Raw genomic sequence first — 17,276 nt, forward strand, 5'->3', positions numbered from 1 at the left:
CTGCCCCTGACGCAACGTCGCCGCCAACCGCGGAAACACCTCCAAGCGTTGGGCAATGGCCACCACCACCTGCGCGTTGCGCGGAGACATCCCCAACCGCCACGCCACCAACTCCGACAACGACCGACACCCCGTATCACCCCACAACGACGGCCCATCGCCACCATCGATCTCGGCGACGATCTCCACCAACCGACCATCAAGGGCATTACGCTGACCCACCAACTCGGCGGCCTCGTCATAGAGCGCCAACAACCGATCGGACACCGAATTCACCGCATCAGCGGCGTAAGGCGTTGTCGGAGGAGGCATACCACAATCCTAAAGACAGGGTCCGACAAGTAGCGTGGGCGAAACCCCACCCCAGGGCTCGCGTTTCACGGACACTGTGTCTCGACTGCACAGTCCACCCGAGGAGAGTCAGATGGTACGCGCACCGGCACACCGGCGACGTCTGAAACCGCTGCGCCGATCACGCATCAGCGCCTACCGCGGCGGCTGGGCACTGGTCACCGGAGCGGCCCGCGATGTGGGCCTGGGATATGCCTTTTCGCGACAATTGGCCGCCGAGGGTCTCAATCTGATCCTGGTCGACATCCTCACTGATGAGCTGTCCGCACGCGCCGCGGAGTTACGCGGCGAGTTCGGCGTCGACGTGGTGGTCCTAGCATGCGATATGGCCGATCCCACGGCCATCGATCGGATCGAGCGCGCGGCCGACGGTGTCGATGTCGATGTGTTGGTGTGCAATCACATGTTCACCCCGCCGGAGACACCCAGGATCCTGGACATGCCGTTGGACACCCACCGCCGGATGATCGATATCAACTCTCGCGGTTATACCGACCTGGTACATGTGTTCGGCAACCAGATGCGCCGCCGCGGACGCGGATCGATCATCATGGTGGCGTCCGGGGTGGGCCTCACGTCCAGTCCGTTCACCGGCGCATACGGCGCCAACAAGGCCTTTCAGATCGGCCTCGGCGAGGCATTGTGGTACGAGCTGCGCGGCACCGGTGTCGATGTCCTGGTGATGATCGGCGGGCTGATGAACACCCAGGGCGACATGTTCGACCGGTATCCGCAGTGGCTCATCTCCGAGCCGCGTGATGTGGTCCGTCGGGTGTTCGCCGCGGTGGGCCGCAAGCACATGGTGGTGCCGAGCCTGCCCAACCGCTTGTTCCTGCTGGCCCAGACCCGGTTGATGTCACGCCGCCGGGCCGTCCTCTCGATCGGGGACTTCATGGCCAAAGGGTTGGGCAAGGAGGACTGAGCTGATTGTCGATTATTGACGGCAAGGTCAGGTGAACGTCCTACGCTGCGTAAATGACCGAGTTCGCGCCGTCGCTGCCCCCGACGCTCGATGACATCGTTTCTGCCGAGGGGCATGCGTTGCCCACCGGGGCAGAGCTGGCCGGCCGGCCATACGCGCTGCCGATCGACCTGCTGGGTGAGCGTTACGGGCCGATCTTCTACGCCGACTTCAACGGGTTCCGCAAGCTCTACGCCTGCTCGATGGATCTTGTCGACGAGCTCTGCGACGAGACGAGATTCGCCAAGAACATCACCCAGACTCTCGACCGCGTGCGGCCCCTCGCCGGCGACGGCCTGTTCACGGCATATCACGGGGAACCGAACTGGCAGAAGGCACACGATGTCCTGCTACCGGGATTCAGCTATGCCGGATTGCGCAATTACCACGAGGCGATGCTGGACATCAACGCCGAGCTGATCAGCCGGTGGGACGCTCGAGTGGGTCAGCGCCGGGTGAACGTCTCCGACGATCTGCAGAAGCTGGCGATGGACACCGTGGCACTGGCCGGTTTCGGCGCCCGGTTCGCGTCATTCGACCATGACGGGTTGGCGCCGATCCCGCAATGCTTCATGTCCGCGCTGACCGAAGCGGTAACCCACGGTGAGACAGCAGAATTCATCGCCGGCCGGACGTTGCTGCACAACTACTTCGATGAGCTGATCACCGGGCACCGCGCCGCCGGAGCCGGTGCGGATCTGCTCTACGTGATGCTGGATCACGATGGCGGACCGGCGCTCGACACCGCGAACATTCGCAATCAGATCATGACGTTCCTGATCGCGGGGCAACTCACCACGTCCGAGCTCATGCCCAACACCGTCTACAACCTCATCCACCACCCGGCGGTGCTGGCCCGCGTGCGCCGCGACGTCGACGCGGTATTCGGTGCCGACGACGACTACCTGCCCAGCTACGACGATATCGGCAAGCTCGGCTATCTACGCCAGGTCATCAGCGAGACGCTGCGGTTGTCCCCACCCGTGCTGACCTTCGACCGGATGGCCCTGGCCGACACCGTCATCGGCGGAAAATACCCGATAAAGGCCGGCGAGGCGGTTACCGTGCTGGTCGGTGCGCTGCATCGGCAGCCACAGTGGGGTGACAACGTCGAACTGTTCGACCCCGACCGGTTCGATCCGGATCAGACAGCCGGCCGCTCGCCTGCGTTGTTCAAACCGTTCGGCACCGGAGCGCGGTCCTGTATCGGGCGGCAGTTCGCCCTCCACGAAGCGACGATGCTGATCGCACGGTTGGTGCACCGGTACCACCTGGTGGACTCGCAACACTATGTCCTGCAATGGGAAAGCTCGCTGAGTCGGCGACCGGTCGGCTTTGAGGTCGATCTGGTGCGGCGGACCTCCGCAGAGCGCACCCCGACCATGTCGGCGGTTGCGGCACCGACGGCATCGGACGGCACGACGGCGTCCTCGCCGGTTCGGGCGGGCACGACACTGGCGGTACTGCACGGGTCGAACCTGGGGACGTGTCGGGCACTGGCCACCCAACTTGCCGAGGAGGCGGCCGATATCGGTTGCACCACTACGGTCGGACCGCTCGATGATGCGGCACACGGGCTGCCCGACGCCGATGTGATCCTCATCGTGGCGTCCTCGTACAACGGGCAACCCACCGACGACGCCAAGCAGTTCACCACGTGGCTGTTCGGCGACCACGCGGCGGTGTCTACCGACACCCGCTTCGCCGTCCTCGGCGTCGGGGATCACAACTGGGCCGAGACCTATCAGGCGGTGCCGATCGCGATCGACGACAGGCTGACCGACCTCGGCGCCCAGGCGTTGGTGCCCCGCGGTGCCGCCGACACCTCGGGTGACCTGACCGGTGCGCTGGAGGAGTTCACCTCGGCACTCTGGGCGGCGATATCCGAACTGTTCGGTGATCCGGATGCCGCGCCACTGACCGACAGCAACGAACCGTTGTACGACCTGACGCTCATCACCGGACCGATCACCGCCGCGATCGACGCCCGTTTTGCGGTGACCCCGATGACCGTCGTCCTCAATGACGAACTGGTCGGCGATGACAACTCGCTGGGTCAGGGCAAACGATATGTCCGAGTGACCCTTCCCGACGACGTCGACTACTCCACCGGCGATCATCTGACGGTACTGGCCGATAATCCCCCGGAGGCGGTGGAGGCGGCCGTGAACCTGCTGGGCATCGACCCGCAGCTACGGTTGTCGATCAACCCGCGGCGCACGTCGCGGCGGCTGATCGCACTCGACCGCGAAGTCAGCGTCCGCGAACTGCTCACGCACTTCGTCGAGTTACGTAAGCCCGCCACCCGTAGCCAACTGCGAAAACTGGCTGCCGCCAACCCATGTCGGCCCGAACAGGAACGTCTCCAGGCACTGGCCGAGTCCGACGAGGCGTGCCCTCTCAGCCCCATCGAGTGTCTGCAGGAGTTCCCCGCGTGCGCTCTGACCGGTGCCGAGCTGCTCGAAATGCTGGAACCCATGACCCCGCGCCATTACTCCATCGCGTCATCGTCACGGCTGTCGCCGAAGGAGGTGGCGCTGATCGTCAGCGTGCTGGATGCCCCGGCACGATCCGGTCGCGGACTCTTCAAGGGCGTGGCATCCAACCATCTGGCCGATATCTCCCCCGGTGCCTGTGTTCGTGCTCGCGTCGACCCGGCGCGGCAGGCGTTTCGTGCGGGTGCCGACCCGGAGAAGAACGTGATTCTGGTGAGCGCGGGGACCGGGGTGGCACCGTTCTGCGGTTTTCTCGGGGACCGGCTGGCGGCCAAGCAGAGTGCCGCCCCCTTCGCACCGGCGCTGTGCTTCTTCGGCGTGCGGGATCCCGACGTCGATTACATCTTCCGCGATCTGTTCGAGGATGCCGAACGGCAGGGCATCGTCGCGATGCGACCGGCATTCTCCCGGGCGCCCGAGGCCGGTGTGCGTTATGTGCAGGACCGGATCGCCGCCGATGCCGATGATGTCTGGGACCTCATCGGTGATCCCGCCAAGGACACCCATGTGTTCGTCTGCGGTGACGGGGCGAAGATGGCACCGGCTGTGCGCGAGGCGTTTCGGGATATCTACCGGGCCCGCACCGGTGCCGATGACGACCGGGCGCGTGACTGGCTGGAGGCCATGGTTGCCTCTGATCATTACGTCGAGGATGTGTGGGCTGGGTGATCGGGCGGGGTGATCCCACTCGCAGCCATTACACAGTTAGCTAAGGTAACCTTCTACACCTCGGACTGTAGGAGGGGCCACCGATGATCTGGGGCGAGCTGACAATCCTCGACGGCATCATGGCGGCGGTATTCGCCACCTGCGTCTTCGTCTACGTCACCCGACTGGAGAACCGGACGCCGCACCCGCTGGGTGAACAGGTGGGTGCCCACAAGGCGGTGCTGGCCAAGGTGCGCAAGCGCGAGCCGATCACCCAGGACGAGTACGACTACGCCCGCGAACTGGTCGCCGACGCGCGCACTCCCCTGGCGCTGGCCATCCCGGCCACGCTGTTCTGCATGGGCCTCTTCTACGTCGTCGGCTGCTTGTACGAGCTGCATGTGCACGGTGGCAATCCGTCGTTCCGCACCTTCATCGGCGGTATCCCCATGCTCACCTCGATGAACATGGCGGCCCAGTTGCGCCGCGTCGCGCGCATGGGGGGCAAGCTCGACGGCATCGCCGTCACGTCCTAGCCACCACCGGGTCGCCGTCCTCCCACAGCGGCAACTGCTGGTTCGTCGCGCGCGGGCGCACCGTCGCGCTGGCCGGCCGCTGCCGAACCCGCAGCGGCCACCAGAACCACCTGCCGAGCAACGCGGCGATGGCCGGCGTCATGAACGATCGCACGATCAACGTGTCGAACAACAATCCCAGCGCGATCGTGGTGCCGATCTGTCCGAGGATCTTCAGATCGGCGAACACGAAGGACGCCATGGTCGCCGCGAACACCAGACCGGCGGCCGTCACCACCGCCCCCGACCCGCCCATCGCGCGGATGATGCCGGTGTTCAAGCCGGCGTCGATCTCCTCCTTGAACCGCGATATCAACAGCAGGTTGTAGTCCGAACCGACAGCGAGCAACAGGATGATGGCCAGCGCCAACACGATCCAGAACAGCTCGGTGCCCAGGATGTCCTGCCAGATCAGCACCGACAGACCGAACGACGCGCCCAGCGACAGCGCCACGGTGCCGACGATGACCAGTGCGGCGACGATGCTCCTGGTGATGAACACCATGACCAACAGGATCAGGCAGAGTGCGGCGATCGCCGCGATCATCAGGTCGTACTTGGCGCCGTCCTGAATGTCCTTATACGTGGCGGCGGTACCTGCCAGGTAGATCTTCGATCCGGCCAGCGGGGTGCCCTTGACGGCCTCCTGTGCGGCGTGCCGGATCGCGTCGATATGCGAGATCCCTTCCGGGGTCGCGGGATCACCGTCATGGGTGATGATCATGCGGGCCGCTTTGCCGTCCGGTGACATGAAAAGCTTCATGCCGCGGACGAATTCGGGGTTGGTGAAGGCTTCCGGCGGCAGGTAGAACGAGTCGTCGGTCTTGGATGCGTCATACGCCTTGCCCAGCGCGGTGGCGTTCTCCAGGGCTGCTGCCGCCTGGTCGTTCAACCCCGATGTGGTGGCGTAATTGGTCATCGTCAGGTCGCGGTTGGTTTCCTGGCTCTGGATCTGCGGCGGGATGAGGGCCAGCAGCTTGGGTTGTAGCGCGTCGAGCTGGGCGATACTGCCCGAGACGTTGTTCAGCTGGTCGGTGAGGGCGTCGACACCGTCGAGCGCATCGAACAGCGACCGGATGGCCGCGCACATCGGGATGTCGAAACAGTGTGGTTCCCAGTAGAAATAGTTGCGCAGCGGTCGGAACTGATCGTCGAAGTTGGCGATCTTGTCGCGTAGGTCCTCGGCGGTCTGGACGGTCTGCTCGAAGGCTTTGGACTGGGCGTCGGTGACGGCGCTGGACTGCTGTTGCAGCGCATACTGCTGGCGCAGGATGTCGATCGAATTGTTGATCACGTCAACCTGTTTGAGCAGGTCTTGGCCGCGGGCCTGTTGGAAGGGCAGGTTGTTGATCTGTGACGCGCTGCTCGCGCTGATCTGGAACGGGATCGACGTGTGGTCCAGGGGCGTACCCAGTGGACGGGTGATCGATTGGACTTGGGCGATGCCGTCGGTGTGGAAGACCGCCTTGGCCACCCGTTCCAGCAGGATCATGTCGGTGGGATTGCGCAGATCGTGATCGGTTTCGATCATCAGCAGTTCGGGATTGAGTCTGGCCTGCGAGAAGTGTTGCGCCGCTGCCGTGTAGCCGACGTTGGCGGGAGCGCTCGCCGGCAGGTAGGGCTTGGCGTCGTAGCTCGTCTTGTACTGCGGGAGGGCAAGCAGACCGATGAGCGCGATGGCGATGGTGGCCGCCAGGATCGGCCCGGGCCACCGGACGATCGCCGTGCCGATCCGTCGCCAACCTCGGGTTTGCATGGGGCGGGCCGGTTCGAAAAGCCCGAAATGCCTGCCGATGGCGATAAGTGCGGGCGCCAGGGTCAACGCGGCGATGACCGCGACGAGCACGCCGGTGCCGGCCGGGACGCCCAGGCTCTGGAAGTACGGCAGCCGGGTGAAGGTCAGACACAGCACGGCTCCGGCGATCGTCAGACCCGAGCCCAAGATGATGTGTGCGGTGCCGTGGTACATGGTGTTGAACGCGTTGACACGATCCTGGCCGGCGTAGCGCGCCTCGTGGAATCGGCCGAGCAGAAAGATCGCGTAGTCGGTGCCGGCGGCGATGACCAACAGCGTGAGCAGGTTGGTCGAATAGGTCGACAATTCGATGATCCCGGCGTTGGCGAGCACCGCGACCACGCCGCGTGAGGCGGTCAGCTCGATCATCACCGTGAAGATCACCAGGAACACCGTCGTGAGGCGGCGGTAGAGCCAGAACAGCATGACCGCGATGACCAGGAGCGTGATGATGGTGGTCTTCAGCGTGCCGTGCCGGCCGACCTCGAACTGATCGGTGACCAGGGGCGCCGCGCCGGTGACGTACACCCGCAGGCCCTCGGGCGGCGGGCTGTCGGCAACGATATCGCGCACCGCGTCGACGGATTCGTTGGCCAGCGACTCCCCCTGGTTGCCGGCCAGGTAGAGCTGAACCAGCGCGGCCTTGCCGTCGGAGCTCTGGGAGCCGGCCGCCGTCAGCGGGTCACCCCAGAAGTTGTCGATGTGCTGAACGTGTGTGGTGTCGGCCGAGAGCTTGGCGACCAGGTCGTCGTAGTAATGGTGCGCCTCGGCGCCCAGCGGTTGATCACCTTCCAGGACGATCATCGCCGAGCTGTCGGAATCGAACTCTTGGAAGACCTTGCCGATCTGCTTGCTGGCCTGCAGGGAGGGTGCGTCCTGCGGGCTCAACGAGACGTTGTGCTGTTCGGCGACGGTCTCCAGCTGTGGGACGAAGACGTTGGTGACGACCGCCAGTGCCAGCCAGAACAGCGCGATGAGCACCGAGTACCGGCGGATGAGATCAGGAATGCGATTGCTGCTCATCCGGACTTGTCCAAGCAATAGGTGAAGGCGTTGACGTTGTCGGTGGTGCGCTCGTCCTTGACCGCGTCGTCGATGGTGATCCGGCAGCCGATCCAGTCGCCGGTGCCCTGGGCGGTGATGTTGACGAAGACCGCGGGTTGGGTGGTCGTCGCGTCGTAGGCCCAGGGCAGGCCGACGTTATCGGCGCGCTGCGGCTGGGCGTCGACGTCGAGGTAGGTGATGGTCGCCGCCGCCCCGGGCGGGCCGTACACCTCCAACACCACATGCTTGGGATTGAACGGGACGATCTGATCGGCCGCACCGTTGGGCGTGGAGACGACATCCTGCGATGCGAAGACACCGTTTAAGCGGTAGACGGCAAATCCGGCGATCGCGATGACCACGACCGCCGTGACGAGCGTCCACCGCCGCATCAAATGGCTTCCGAGGGAAACCCGTTGCATCCGTTACCCTTTCATCAGCGTCGACCGATGCCGGCAGCGGCAATCCCGTTAGGAACGCTAATAAACTTAGTTGACACTACGGTATGCAATCGGACTCCACAACAGATATCGCCGCGCCCGAAAGAGCTTCGCTCACAGGGATTTAGCAGCTGATCCACAGGATGAATGAGGGCGGGATTGCTTGGACAACCGGTCGCCGACCCCGACCAAACCCGCAAGCCCTCGACGGGCACCGGAACAGGCCTTCGTCATTCGCGCATTGATTGCGCTAACCCGCGGCGCCGCATGATGAGCACGATTCTCCAAGCTCCGACGTATGTCGGGATCATGATGATCCAGAACCATTTGCTGCCGATGGACACTTCCGGAGCCTGCATCCAGTCATCCAGCCACGTAGCGATGAGCATGACGGCCGCAGACCAGCCAAACATGATGCTGCAGCCGATCACGAATCGCTTGCGATTCATGATCTCGATCGCCACAGCAGAAGTGACGAAGAGGGAGAGCGCAGTGACGATCAGGACCACAGCCTGCCCTGGCGGCCGTCCGACATATCCGAGCGCCAGAGCGGCAAGATAGCCGAACCCACCAGTGATCAGGATCGACAGGGATCGGGTGACGACGTCGCGGTAGAAGGATTCTTCTCTCAGCCAGCCGCCCACGACGTCGGTGACTGGCCGCCTCCTCGACGGCTCACCGGTGGCCCAATCTGGTTCATAGAACGACATGCCGACTCCCCTTGCCCACTGTTGCTGGCCGTGCTGTCAATGGCCAAGTTGAAGTATCCGCTGGTGGCCAGGTGAAAGTATCCGCCCCGTGCGGTGGTTCCTAGGTTGTGCTGGGGTGCTCCTTTCGGTGGCGGGCGTCTTTCATGCGGTAGGAGTCCCCGTCGGTGATCACGACGGTGGCGTGGTGCAAGAGTCGATCGAGGATGCTGACCGCAGTGGTCTGCTCGGGTAGGAATCGGCCCCATTGTTCGAATGGCCAGTGCGATCCGATGGCCAGGGATCGGTGTTCGTAGGCGCCGGCGACGAGCCGGAACAGCAGTTGGGTGCCCGTGTCGTCGAGTGGGGCGAAGCCGAGTTCGTCGAGGATGATCAGATCGACCCGCAGCAGCGATTCGATGATCTTGCCGACAGTGTTGTCGGCCAGGCCGCGGTAGAGGGTTTCGACGAGATCGGCGGCGGTGAAGTAGCGGACCTTGTGCCCGGCGTGGATCGCCGCGGTTCCCAGCCCGATCAGGGTGTGAGATTTGCCGGTGCCAGCGGGTCCGATGATCGCCAGGTTCTGTTGGGCTCGTATCCATTCCAGGCTCGAGAGGTAGTCGAAGACCTTCGGTTGGATCGACAAGGATGCGACGTTAAATGAATCCAGCGTTTTGGGCACCGGGAACGCCGCAGCTTTGAGCCGGTTGACGATGTTGGAGGCATCGCGGGCGGCCAGTTCTGTCTCGATCAGGGTCGCAGCACTTCTTCGGGGGTCCAGCGTTGGGTCTTCGCAGTCTGGAGGACTTCGGGTGCGTTGCGCCGCACCGCGGCCAACTTCAATCGGCGTAGCCCTGCATCCAGATCAGCGGACAGTGGTGGGACTGACGGTGGCCCAACAGGTTTGGAATCAGTGATCGGTGTCGTCCTGGTCATGAGATCACCTCACCGTCGGCGACGGTGCTGACCTTGTAGGCATCCAGCGAACGCGTCGGAGCGACGGGCAGGTCCAGGACCAACGCATCTCCGGCCGGGCGGGGCACAGGTGCGCCCGTTCCGGCTGCGAGGATGGAACGCACGTCGGCGGCCCGGAACCGCCGGAACGCGACCGCCCGATGCAACGCTGCGATGAGCGCCTGCTCGCCGTGGGCCGCGCCCAGAGCCAGCAGGATCTCCAGCTCGGATCCCAGCCGTGTATTGCCGATCGCTGCAGCGCCAACTAAGAACGCCTGCGCATCGTCTCCTAGATCGCAGAACTGTTTTTCCACAGTGGTTCTCGGGCGAGGCCCACGATCGGGCGCCGGACGGGGCCCGTCGTAGTGGTCATCGAGGATCGAGGCTGATCCGGGTGCGGTGAGTTCATGTTCGGCCACAATCATCCCGGTGCTGGGTTCGATCAGACAGACCGCAACGTGATCGATCACCACTGCCACGTGCGTCCCGATCAGCCGGGTGGGCACCGAGTAGCGGGCCGAGCCGTACCGCACACACGAGAGCCGGTCGACCTTGCGTAGCACCGAGGCCGGCCCGACCTGCAGCCGCAGCGATGGCAGTGGTTGCAGCAGTTCGTGTTCGGTGACCAGTCGTTCGTCGGGAACAGCGCAGATTTCGGAGTGCATCGCGGCGTTGACCTCGGTGCACCACGCGGTCGCGGCCGTGTTGGCTGACCGGACATCGACGGTCACGCCGTCGATCGCGGCCTGGGTGAGCAGCGGGACGGCAAGGTCGCGTTGGGCGTAGCCGCACAGGTTCTCCACGATGCCCTTGGATTGCGGGTCGTTGGCGTGACAGAAGTCAGGGGCGAACCCGTAATGGGAGGCCAGACGCACGTAGTCCGGTGTGGGCACCACGACATTGGCGACCACGCCACCTTTGAGGCAGGCCATCCGGTCGGCCAGTACCCGCGCTGGGACCCCGCCGACCGCGGCCATGGCCTCGGCGATCAGCGCCAGTGTCGTGGTGGCCTTCTGGTCGGTGGCAAAGCGCACGAATCGCCACCGGGAGAACGCCAACACCGCGCAGAACAGGAACAACCCGGGTGCGGCCTGTGCCCAGTCGATGACCAGGTATTCCCCCGGTGACCACACCGCTGGACGGCGACCCGAATGATTCTCACTGCGCCACAATGCTTTCGACCCAGCAACTAAGCGACGGAAGTTGCGGGCTGATCCTTCATATCCCGCTGTTCGGGCGATCGGTAGCAGCCGCTTGGCCGAGATCCGCCCGTGCGACTTCTTCACTCGCTCGGCGACCAGGTCGGCTACCGCATCGTAGTTGTGGGGCCGTTCGGCCCGCGGTGGCGGCGGTATCCCTGCTTGGTCGGCTTCGAACTTGTCGATGACCTTCTTCACGGTGCGGTGAGTGGTGCCGCACTCCTCAGCGGCGGCCCGGTACGACCCGAGCTGTTGATAGGCAGAAATGATGTCCATGCGGTCCTTCGCAGACTTCAATGGAACTCCCCGATGGTGATGGCGATTGGTTGGCGCCTTCACCGTCACCATCGGGGCCCGCAGTTCCTGATCGACACGACGAACACGGGGTGGGTACTTTTACCTGGCCAAAACCGGATACCTCTACTTGGCCACCAGTGGGTACTTTTTCATGGCCACGGACACCGTGCGGGGCCACCGGCCGCAATTAACCTCTCCCCGAGCTGTTGCCGATAGCCTGCGTGCGATTCTGCACATCGAAGATTGAAACAGTTGCGCCGCGCCGGAGTGATCTTTGCCTGATCCTGTAGAGCCGCTCCCCCAGCTCGTGATGGTGTGGCCATCCCAGGAACCATCAGCCGGAGCAGAAAGCCACCCATCGACCGATGGCATAGACCTCTGACGTGGGGCTGTTGAGTGGGGCGGGCGGGGCTCGAACCCGCGACCAAGGGATTATCGGAAGCAGCATATCGCGGCAGCTCCACCGATTTCGGATCTAGCGCATACCTGTTGCAATACAAGCAATTTCAGTGATTATCATCACCCCACGCTACAAGAGGATCTCCGGACATCACGGTCATAATCGTCGAATAATCGTCGGGCAACCAAGGTCTTCATCGATAGTCGCGGCCTTGATGATTCGGCGATGGCTGTGGGTAGTTAGGCTGGCCTGCAGGTACCGACCCGGAGGAGATTGACGAGCACAATGCAGCAAAGTCGAATCGTACCTCGACGCGATGAGCGATAAAGAGCGGCAAGTATCCGCTGACGTATGCACTCATGCTCCCGGGGGGAGCTAGCTTCGAGCAGGATCCTCTGGCCTTCCGCCGTTGAGCACTTCGCTCAAGGCGGCGTGTGCAGCCTTGAGGATTTCGATTCCTTCCGGACTCGGAATGGCCAGGCCTTCCTCCACGAGGCGGCTCGCCACGACTCGCTTCCCTGGCAGCGGATGACCTGCAGATCGAGCCCAGCCCTTGATTGTCCTCGGCCACGGTGTTGTCGTGTGTGCCGGTAGATCCGGGAGGTCAGAGATGATCACTCGTTCCGCTCGCGCAGCCTCGTTGATCAGCTTCACGACGACCTGCTTGTAGGATTCCGGGTCGAGGACGTTCTCGAGGGTGAGTGCGCCGAGGGCGACGATGCGGTTCTCCGGGACACCAGCATCGATGAGCGCCTGGCGCAGCCCATGCCCGCCTTGGTCGCCGTCGACCAGATAGGCAACGCGCGCCCCTTCCAAATCCAACTCTGGGTACATCGAGACGGGAACCTCCGAGAGGCCCGGTGCAACTTGATAGTCCAGATCCTGGGCGTCGATTGCCTTTTTGATCAGCGACGGCAGCAACAACATCTCGGTGGCACCCTCTGTGAGCACCACCTTGCGTGCTGCCGAGAATGCTGCCGCACCCGCGCCCATGGCAAGCATCAGTGGCGAGTAACCGACGCCTTTTGTCCAGAAGCTGCCCTCAACTAGGCTTCGTTGTCCGTTGTCGGGGTCGGGCACCACGGCGCGGATATTGGTGCCGAGGTCGGGCGGTAGGCAGGCCGGTGAGTGGGTCGTGTAGATGATCTTCGCTGCCCTGGTCTGGGTCATGAACTCGTTCACAAGGTCGGCCTGTGCGTCGATGTGGAGGTGAGTCTCAGCCTCGTCGATCAAGAGGACCGGCGGCACTGCCTGCCCTCTGAGGTTAAGAAACGCCACCAGCGCCACGAACATCTGCAACCCCGCGCTGCGCTCATCGAATCGTGTGATCGCGTACCCATCCTGCTTGATCCGGATCTCCAGGCTCACACCGTTAATCTTCATGTGAGCCGCAACATTCGATTGATTCCAGGCCTGCGCGAACTTGCTCTGAAGCGTTTGATTCGCCAGCTCGATCAGCGTCTCGCGAGCTCCCTCGTCGCCGTTGTTAATCGCCTTCCACAGTTCGGCGAGCGAGAGCTCAGCCATTCTGCAGATGTTGTCCAGCGCTGCAGGCGGTGTGTCGACAATCTCTGCAGTTAGGTCATAGCTCGAAGCGAGAAGGCGATGATCGTCGGAGAACAACAGAATTTCCGGTGAGCGGCCCCAGAGAATGTTCGCAACCTCATCGGTGGGGTCACCTTTCTGGATCCACGCTTGTACTTGTTCTAGCGCCGACCGGATGGGCCCGCCGAGACCGTGCTCATCGAACTCCCCAATCCATGCGGCTGGGTCGAGTTCGACGGCCTGCTCTTCGGTGCCTAGTTCGCCACACAAATCGAGCGCGTCCAATGCCGCTTTCAGGCGGATTGAGAACGATGCGCGCCGTTGTTCGGGTTCCACCACATTGCCGTCCTCGTCCGGGTTGGCAGGCTCAAGATCTGCATTGCCGTCCTCGTCCGGGTTGGCAGGCTCAAGATCTGCGATGGCCGCATCGGTTCCCGCAGCCTTAAAAGCCTTCAAGGCCAAAGCAAGAGTGGCGAGATTCTTGTACGGAGCTGGAACGATCTCTTTGCCGATATCGCTCGGACCAGCCGTCCTGGACAGCCATAGTTCTGTTGGCTTCTCGTTTAGGTCGAGATGCGAAACGGCATCTTGGTCGTCACCGTTCAGCCGATATTGGACTCGAACGACGACATGATCGTCGAGGACGTCACCTGGAACACCGCGCGATCGCTGGACGAAAGAGAGCGACTCGCCATTATCGATGTAAGCCAGCGCGTTCAGCAGAGTCGTCTTGCCTGCCTCGTTGGGGCCGACAATGGCCACGACCTTATGGTCGAGATTAATCTGGGCATTCGCCAAGCGTCCAAAGCCGCTAAACTCTGCCTTCGTTAGTCGCACATCCACCCCCAAATTCCCATGCATTAGCAGTCGGCGTCTTCGCTGATGACCTCGAAGTGCAGCGTAGTTGCATTGGTCTTGGCGTAAATAGTGACCTCCAGGATGCAGTCAAGGCGGCGCAGGATGGTGAACGGCAAGATCCCCGTGCCGCCGTATTGATTGGGCTGATACGGCCCCCGCAGCGGTCTGCGATCTTCCAGATCAGGATGGCACTGGTCTGCGCCATAGCTGCGTGACTCTCCTCGCATTCAGATGTGACATGTTGACAATTACCGGTCGTGATGGCTCAGAGCGGTCGTTTGAAGCGGCGCGCGTCGCTAGAAGGCCGTCACCGAGGGCTTAGTGGGTGCCAAACTGACACTGTGCTCATCCCCATGTTCGCTGCCCGAATGCAACCGTCAGTCGTAGAGCATGGTTGTTGAACGCTCACCGGCTAAGTCCGAGTCAGTGGGTCGGCCTCCTCAGCCGTTGCAACGTAGTCCGATCTGGTCGCTGCTACAGGCGATAACAGGAGCTTTCTCCGGAGGAGTCGCGACGCCGGTCTACGTCGTGGCCAATGGCGATGAAAAACTCTGGCAGCTCGAAGCGCCGAACGAACTCGGCTTTGCCCGTCGAGATGCACCTTCCGAGGCCGAGTTGATTGCTAGCGTCAACTCAATACTGGAGACGCAGCCCGCGGTAGTCATCCCACCGTGGGACCGTCGACCTGGCGAGCAGATGGACCGGCACGAGGCTGTTGCTCTAAGTTGCACTGCACGACCTAAGCCACATGGCCTGACCATGGTGTTTCCAGCGTTTTCGTTGGTATCGAGTCGTGGCGAAACGTTTCGACGCCGATTCTTCGAGGCCTGGGAACCGACCACAGTCGCGTACATCGCCGGGGGCCTCACCGGAGTGCACCCAAGTTTCCGTACCGCCGTGGTTTCTGTGCTTCCGCGGACTGATGAGTCCCGGCTTCTGCGGATGTTCGAAACGCCGCCCGGTTGGGTGACGGGCGGGGACGATGTGTTTTCGGATATGTGCAGGCTGCTCCGGATGGACGGAGGGAGTACCCAATTCGGTTATGTGCTGCGCCAGCAACCTGAGGCTGGTGTCCGCCTTGGCTTTCGCGATCTCGACCCGCGTATTGCCCGCCGCCGCGATGGCCTGCGGGAATACGGGGACGCAGCAACCCTGGGAGCGGTTTTCCACATTTCTCGCGCTCGTTTACGTCCAACCGATCTTGTCCGCGACCACCGTAACGGCGCGGTGCGAGTGATTTCGGGGCGCGACATAAGGTCCGACGGCACGATTTCCCCGACAGAAACTGACCCTCGGTGGACACACGACAACGATCAGCCGCTTTTCGCGGGCGACATCGTTGTTCGAGCATTAAGACATCCCACCGACCGGCGAGGCTTCATCTGGGCGAGAATTTCGGATGACGACCTGCCTGCCGTCGCCAACACGTCCGTCATCACCCTTAGATCCAAGCATTTGCTATCACCGTTAGCCGAAGCATTCGTTCTGGAATATCTCCGCTCACCCTTGTCGACGGCACTAGGAACAGAACAGTCCGGTTCAACTATCAACGTTTCCCATCTCGCCGACCTACCGGTTCCGCTCCCTGACCACGACATGGAGACTGCGATGGCTGCAGTCCACCACGCGCTCAACCGTGCTGACGAATGGCGACAGGAGGCAGCAGACCTCCTCGACTCTGTCTTCGACGATCCCACCGCGGCCGCCAGCCGCATTCGCATCCTTACCGAAAGTCGGAGGCTGCGCTCAAAGATTGAAGCGGCAGAAGCCGTTGATGATTTCGGGCATAGGGTGCGAACGCTCTACCCGCACCCAATTGCGCTGCGATGGCGTCGAATTGAAGCCAACGCAGCCTCAAGCAGTGAGACAAATGACAATCTCTACCGTGAGATACTCCAGGCCGCCGAAGTTCTCCTCGCGTACCTCGCGAACATCGCACTTGCTCTCGCCCGGGAGTGCAATCTGCCCGTCGGCGCTGTTACGAATATCCGCGAGAACCTCGGCAGAGGCCATGGCCCCGGACTTGGCGACTGGGTCGCCGTACTAGATGAGATCTCGGGACGCCGCTTCAGCCCTATTGACCAACTCATAGGCTTGAGCGACTTACGCGAGTTCGTCGGAAAAGACGACGTAAGCCGAGCGCTGCGCGCATTGCGAAACCGACGCAACGACGAGTCTCACGTCAGAGGAGTAGACGCCCTGGAGCTGCCTACCGCCACCGCAGAAGCGCGCAACGAACTCATCGTGCTACTCACTGCCGCCGACTTCATTGTTGACCTGCCCCTCATCCTCGCCGAGTCCGACGAATGGGACGAACTGTCGAACGAAGGCAGGGTGACATTTCGACAGCTCAGTGGGGACCATGCTGTAGTGCCCGCCCAAGTTATGCGCTCAGATAGGCGAGTCGAGCGGCATAGTCTCTATCTGCTTGACGCCGAACGACGTCTGCATCTCTTGCGCCCATTCCTCATCGCCATGCAATGCCCGATCTGCCGCAACCCATCGACATTCCACATCGACCGGTTGACCTCAACGGGCATAGACGTCAAGAGTCTCGAAGATGGGCACACTACGGCTCGTCCAGACCTCCAAGAATCACTTCAGCGAGCTGGGATCATCAGCAACTCTTGAGTGTCCCGCAGGAAACGCGAATCGAGTGGGGCATGAATGTCGGACACCAACGCGGCTAGAGATCACCGCTTCGTCTTGCGGTCCGTCGCGGATTGTGAGATTCACCGGGTGGAATCCACTAGATGATCTTGCAACCATGCTCGACTGACGCGACCCATGGATACCGCCACTCAGCATCACCGTATCCATACGGACCCCAGACGCCGCTGCTGAAGAAGTAACCGACGTCGCCGCGAGTGAACTCGTGCACTTCATTAGACCCGCAATCAAGCGGAAAACTCTCGCGCCGTTGCTGCGTCGACACAACTCTCACTTCCAGCCGGTCATGTCTGCGTGGTCAGAGTCCACGATCGCGTGTCGATCACCGTCTTCGGTTGAGCAGTACTGAACTTGATAT

General features: G+C 62.5%; 10 protein-coding genes and 2 pseudogenes. 4 read left to right on the forward strand and 8 right to left on the reverse strand.

What is annotated here, in order from left to right:
* Positions 1-312 (reverse strand): DUF222 domain-containing protein (locus tag IC40_RS0104390; RefSeq protein WP_157837297.1); only part of this gene is annotated, 312 nt, incomplete at its 3' end.
* A 112-nt stretch (positions 313-424) separates the two neighbouring features.
* Between IC40_RS0104390 and IC40_RS0104395 the strand changes: the two genes are divergently transcribed.
* From IC40_RS0104395 to IC40_RS0104405, 3 genes are all read left to right on the forward strand, one after another.
* Complete coding sequence (locus IC40_RS0104395; protein WP_051644269.1) at positions 425-1,273, forward strand: SDR family NAD(P)-dependent oxidoreductase; 849 nt, start codon at positions 425-427, stop codon at positions 1,271-1,273.
* Between the two features lie 53 nt (positions 1,274-1,326).
* On the forward strand, positions 1,327-4,476 hold the full coding sequence (locus tag IC40_RS0104400; RefSeq protein WP_030133541.1) for a bifunctional cytochrome P450/NADPH--P450 reductase: 3,150 nt from the start codon (positions 1,327-1,329) through the stop codon (positions 4,474-4,476).
* Between the two features lie 83 nt (positions 4,477-4,559).
* Entirely contained in the window at positions 4,560-4,991 is a 432-nt protein-coding gene (locus IC40_RS0104405) for a hypothetical protein (protein ID WP_030133542.1), read from the forward strand.
* On the opposite strand, the gene IC40_RS0104410 is transcribed toward IC40_RS0104405, so the two are convergent.
* The 7 genes and pseudogenes from IC40_RS0104410 to IC40_RS28185 form a co-directional block, all read right to left on the reverse strand.
* Positions 4,981-7,848: an MMPL/RND family transporter gene (locus tag IC40_RS0104410; protein WP_030133543.1), complete on the reverse strand. Its 2,868-nt coding sequence runs from the start codon at positions 7,846-7,848 to the stop codon at positions 4,981-4,983. The genes IC40_RS0104405 and IC40_RS0104410 overlap by 11 nt on opposite strands.
* Positions 7,845-8,291, reverse strand: a complete 447-nt coding sequence (locus IC40_RS0104415) for an MmpS family transport accessory protein (protein WP_030133544.1) — start codon at positions 8,289-8,291, stop codon at positions 7,845-7,847. The genes IC40_RS0104410 and IC40_RS0104415 overlap by 4 nt, the downstream gene beginning before the upstream one ends.
* A gap of 248 nt (positions 8,292-8,539) precedes the next feature.
* Positions 8,540-9,019 (reverse strand): hypothetical protein, encoded by a 480-nt coding sequence (locus IC40_RS0104420; RefSeq protein ID WP_138158187.1) that lies wholly within the window; start codon positions 9,017-9,019, stop codon positions 8,540-8,542.
* Positions 9,020-9,119: 100 nt separating this feature from the next.
* A pseudogene (gene istB, locus IC40_RS26410) lies at positions 9,120-9,931 on the reverse strand (IS21-like element helper ATPase IstB).
* The gene (gene istA, locus IC40_RS0104430) at positions 9,928-11,445 is read right to left on the reverse strand and encodes an IS21 family transposase (RefSeq protein WP_081843332.1); all 1,518 of its coding nucleotides are present in this window, start codon (positions 11,443-11,445) and stop codon (positions 9,928-9,930) included. The pseudogene istB and the gene istA overlap by 4 nt, the downstream one beginning before the upstream one ends.
* A 775-nt stretch (positions 11,446-12,220) precedes the next feature.
* Entirely contained in the window at positions 12,221-14,251 is a 2,031-nt protein-coding gene (locus tag IC40_RS0104435; RefSeq protein ID WP_081843315.1) for an AAA family ATPase, read from the reverse strand.
* 71 nt (positions 14,252-14,322) lie between these two features.
* Positions 14,323-14,453, reverse strand: a pseudogene (locus IC40_RS28185) (type I restriction-modification system subunit M N-terminal domain-containing protein); the annotation flags it as partial.
* 323 nt (positions 14,454-14,776) lie between these two features.
* On the opposite strand from IC40_RS28185, the gene IC40_RS27755 reads away from it, so the two are divergent.
* Positions 14,777-16,879 (forward strand): restriction endonuclease subunit S domain-containing protein, encoded by a 2,103-nt coding sequence (locus IC40_RS27755; RefSeq protein ID WP_138158188.1) that lies wholly within the window; start codon positions 14,777-14,779, stop codon positions 16,877-16,879.
* Positions 16,880-17,276 lie beyond the last annotated feature (397 nt).

The organism is Mycolicibacterium neoaurum ATCC 25795 (assembly GCF_000691525.1).
GTDB classification, from domain to species: domain Bacteria; phylum Actinomycetota; class Actinomycetes; order Mycobacteriales; family Mycobacteriaceae; genus Mycobacterium; species Mycobacterium neoaurum.